The sequence below is a fragment of the Corallococcus sp. CA047B genome, assembly GCF_003612065.1.
Lineage (GTDB): Bacteria > Myxococcota > Myxococcia > Myxococcales > Myxococcaceae > Corallococcus > Corallococcus praedator.
Genome location: NZ_RAWD01000551.1, coordinates 1 through 3,190 on the forward strand (window position 1 = coordinate 1; position 3,190 = coordinate 3,190).

Here is a 3,190-nt window from a genome sequence, read left to right on the forward strand (position 1 = left end):
CGAGACGAGCCTCTTCGGCGAGCCGGGCCTCTTCAGCGAGGCGGGCCTCTTCAGCCAGCCGGACCTCTTCCGCGAGGCGGGCCTCTTCCGCGAGGCGGGCCTCTTCCGCGAGACGGGCCTCTTCAGCCAGTCGAGCCTCTTCGGCGAGCCGAGCCTCTTCAGCGAGCCGAGCCTCTTCAGCGAGCCGAGCCTCCTCAGCCAGTCGCGCCTCTTCAGCAGCCAGTCGCGCCTCTTCAGCAGCCAGTCGCGCCTCTTCGGCGAGACGGGCCTCTTCCGCGAGTCGAGCCTCTTCAGCCAGCCGAGCCTCTTCAGCGAGACGAGCCTCTTCGGCGAGCCGGGCCTCTTCAGCGAGGCGGGCCTCTTCAGCCAGCCGGACCTCTTCCGCGAGGCGGGCCTCTTCCGCGAGGCGGGCCTCTTCCGCGAGACGGGCCTCTTCAGCGAGCCGAGCCTCTTCGGCGAGCCGAGCCTCTTCAGCGAGACGAGCCTCTTCAGCGAGACGAGCCTCTTCGGCGAGCCGGGCCTCCTCAGCCAGTCGCGCCTCTTCAGCAGCCAGTCGCGCCTCTTCAGCGAGTCGAGCCTCTTCAGCAGCCAGTCGCGCCTCTTCGGCGAGTCGAGCCTCTTCGGCGAGTCGAGCCTCTTCAGCCAGCCGAGCCTCTTCAGCCAGCCGAGCCTCTTCAGCGAGACGGGCCTCTTCAGCGAGACGGGCCTCTTCAGCGAGACGGGCCTCTTCAGCGAGACGGGCCTCTTCGGCGAGACGGGCCTCTTCAGCGAGACGAGCCTCTTCGGCGAGACGGGCCTCTTCAGCGAGCCGAGCCTCTTCAGCGAGCCGAGCCTCTTCAGCGAGCCGAGCCTCTTCAGCGAGCCGAGCCTCTTCCGCCAGCCGGACCTCTTCAACCAGCCGCGTCTCTTCAGCGAGACGAGCCTCTTCCTCGATGCGGGCTTCTTCCGCGAGCCGCGCCTCTTCCGCGACGCGAGCCTCTTCCGCGACGCGAGCCTCTTCCGCGACGCGAGCCTCTTCGGCGAGCCGGGCCTCTTCAGCGAGCCGAGCCTCTTCGGCCAAACGTGCTTCTTCTTCGGCACGCAGCCGGGCTTCTTCGGCAAGCCACGCCGCTTCGGCTACACGAAGTCTCTCTTCTTCCGCGAGCCGAGCTTCCTCTTCGGCACGCAGCCTGGCCTCCTCAAGTAGTGCCTCCTCCGCGAGACGAGCCGCTTCCTCGCGAAGCTGAGCTTCTTCAGCGATGCGGATCTCTTCTGCGATTCGAGCTTCTTCCTCCGCACGGAGGCGAGCCTCTTCCGCAAGACGAGCCTCTTCCGTCGCGCGCACCCAGGCTTCTTCGGCGAGACGAGCCTCTTCAGCGAGGCGGGCCTCTTCAGCCAGTCGAGCCTCTTCGGCGAGGCGGGCTTCTTCGGCGAGTCGAGCCTCTTCCGCCAGCCGAGCCTCTTCAGCGAGCCAGGCCTCTTCGGCCAGCCGCGCCTCTTCCGCCAGCCGAGCCTCTTCGGCGAGGCGAGCCTCTTCAGCCAGCCGGGCCTCTTCAGCGAGGCGAGCCTCTTCGGCGAGCCGAGCCTCTTCCGCCAGTCGAGCCTCTTCAGCCAGCCGGGCCTCTTCAGCGAGTCGAGCCTCTTCGGCGAGCCGGGCCTCTTCCGCCAGTCGAGCCTCTTCAGCCAGCCGGGCCTCTTCAGCGAGTCGAGCCTCTTCGGCGAGCCGGGCCTCTTTAGCGAGTCGAGCCTCTTCGGCGAGTCGAGCCTCCTCAGCGAGTCGAGCCTCCTCAGCGAGTCGAGCCTCCTCAGCGAGTCGAGCCTCCTCAGCGAGTCGAGCCTCCTCAGCGAGTCGAGCCTCCTCAGCGAGTCGAGCCTCCTCAGCGAGTCGAGCCTCCTCAGCGAGTCGAGCCTCCTCAGCGAGTCGAGCCTCTTCGGCGAGCCGGGCCTCTTCAGCGAGACGAGCCTCTTCCGCGAGCCGGGCCTCTTCAGCGAGACGAGCCTCTTCCGCGAGACGGGCCTCCTCAGCGAGTCGAGCCTCTTCAGCGAGACGGGCCTCTTCAGCGAGGCGAGCCTCTTCGGCAAGGCGAGCCTCTTCCGCCAGCCGGGCCTCTTCAATCGCCCGAAGCCGAGCCTCCTCCGCAAGCCGAGCCTCTTCAATCGCCCGGAGCCGAGCCTCTTCCGCGAGCCGTACTTCCTCCTCCAGCCGAGCCTCTTCCGCCAGCCGCGCTTCCTCCTCCGCGCGCAGCCGTGCTTCCTCCGCCAGCCGGGCCTCTTCAATCGCCCGAAGCCGGGCCTCCTCCGCCAGCCGTGCCGCCTCGATGCGCGCAAGCTCCGCCAGCCGCGCCTCTTCCGCGAGCCGGGCCTCTTCCGCCAGCCGCTCCGCCTCAATGCGCGCAAGCTCCGCCAGCCGCTCCGCCTCGATGCGCGCAAGCTCCGCCAGCCGGGCCTCTTCCGCCCGCCGCGCCGCCTCTTCCCGCCGGCGCGCCTCCTCGATGTTCCAGGCCTCCTCCTCCGCCTGCCGCAGCTCCTCCTCACGCCGAAGCCGCTCGCGCTCCTCCCAGTCCTCCACCGACAGGGCCTCGATGCGCCCCTCGCGCTCCAGCACGCGCAGCAGCGCCTGCTGCGCCCCCGTCAGCGCCTCCGGCTTCCGGAACGCCCCCAGCGTCTCCAACAACTGCCGCTCGGACGCATCCGTCAGCCACGGCTCGCACGCGGCCACCTCCGGGCACCGGTACACCCTCGCGGGCACCGCCTCGCTCGGGGTCGGCTCCAGCGCGGCGCGCACCACCCTCACACCCGCGATCGGCGCGAAGTCCTTCGCCGCTTCCACCGCCTCCGCCGCGAAGTCCGCGCGCTCCGCCAGCTCGCTCAGCCGCCGCACCTGCGCGAGCACCTGCTGCTCGTGCACCACCGACGGCTTCAGCCCGCTGTCCTCCAGCAGCTCCTCGTCCGGCGCCGCCGCCCCACCCCGCGCCCACAGCGCATCCAGGGCGTCCACGCCCAACAGCCCCGTCTGGAACAGCGCCTGCGCCGGACTCTGGTAGCCAAAGCCCAGCCTCGCGCCCACCAGGTCGCCTTCGCGCAGCCACAGCGCGGACTCGCGTCCACCCGCGTGCAGCGTCAGCCGGCCGGTGGCGCGGGACTTGTGGGCGGCGTACAGCGCTTCGGCGACCTGCGAGGCGGACATTCGGCCCGGGAGTGTAGCCCTTCC

3 protein-coding genes are annotated in these 3,190 nt (G+C 70.2%); 2 read left to right on the forward strand and 1 reads right to left on the reverse strand.

Translation table 11 applies throughout. The features are described 5' to 3' along the window. The coding region (locus tag D7X74_RS43385; protein WP_158622367.1) for a hypothetical protein at window positions 1-1,186 on the forward strand (1,186 nt) is incomplete at its 5' end. On the opposite strand, the gene D7X74_RS43390 is transcribed toward D7X74_RS43385, so the two are convergent. Beyond that, window positions 1,117-2,256, reverse strand: coding sequence for a hypothetical protein (locus tag D7X74_RS43390; RefSeq protein WP_158622368.1), 1,140 nt, complete (start codon window positions 2,254-2,256; stop codon window positions 1,117-1,119). The genes D7X74_RS43385 and D7X74_RS43390 overlap by 70 nt on opposite strands. A 305-nt stretch (window positions 2,257-2,561) precedes the next feature. Here D7X74_RS43390 and D7X74_RS43395 point away from each other — a divergent pair, with 305 nt between their 5' ends. Then, window positions 2,562-3,023 (forward strand): hypothetical protein, encoded by a 462-nt coding sequence (locus tag D7X74_RS43395; RefSeq protein WP_158622369.1) that lies wholly within the window; start codon window positions 2,562-2,564, stop codon window positions 3,021-3,023. Window positions 3,024-3,190: the final 167 nt, after the last annotated feature.

Coding starts and splice junctions, on each gene's coding strand:
- D7X74_RS43395 (WP_158622369.1), top strand. CDS start 2,562: ATGCGCCCCTCGCGCTCCAGCACGCGCAGCAGCGCCTGCTGCGCCCCC.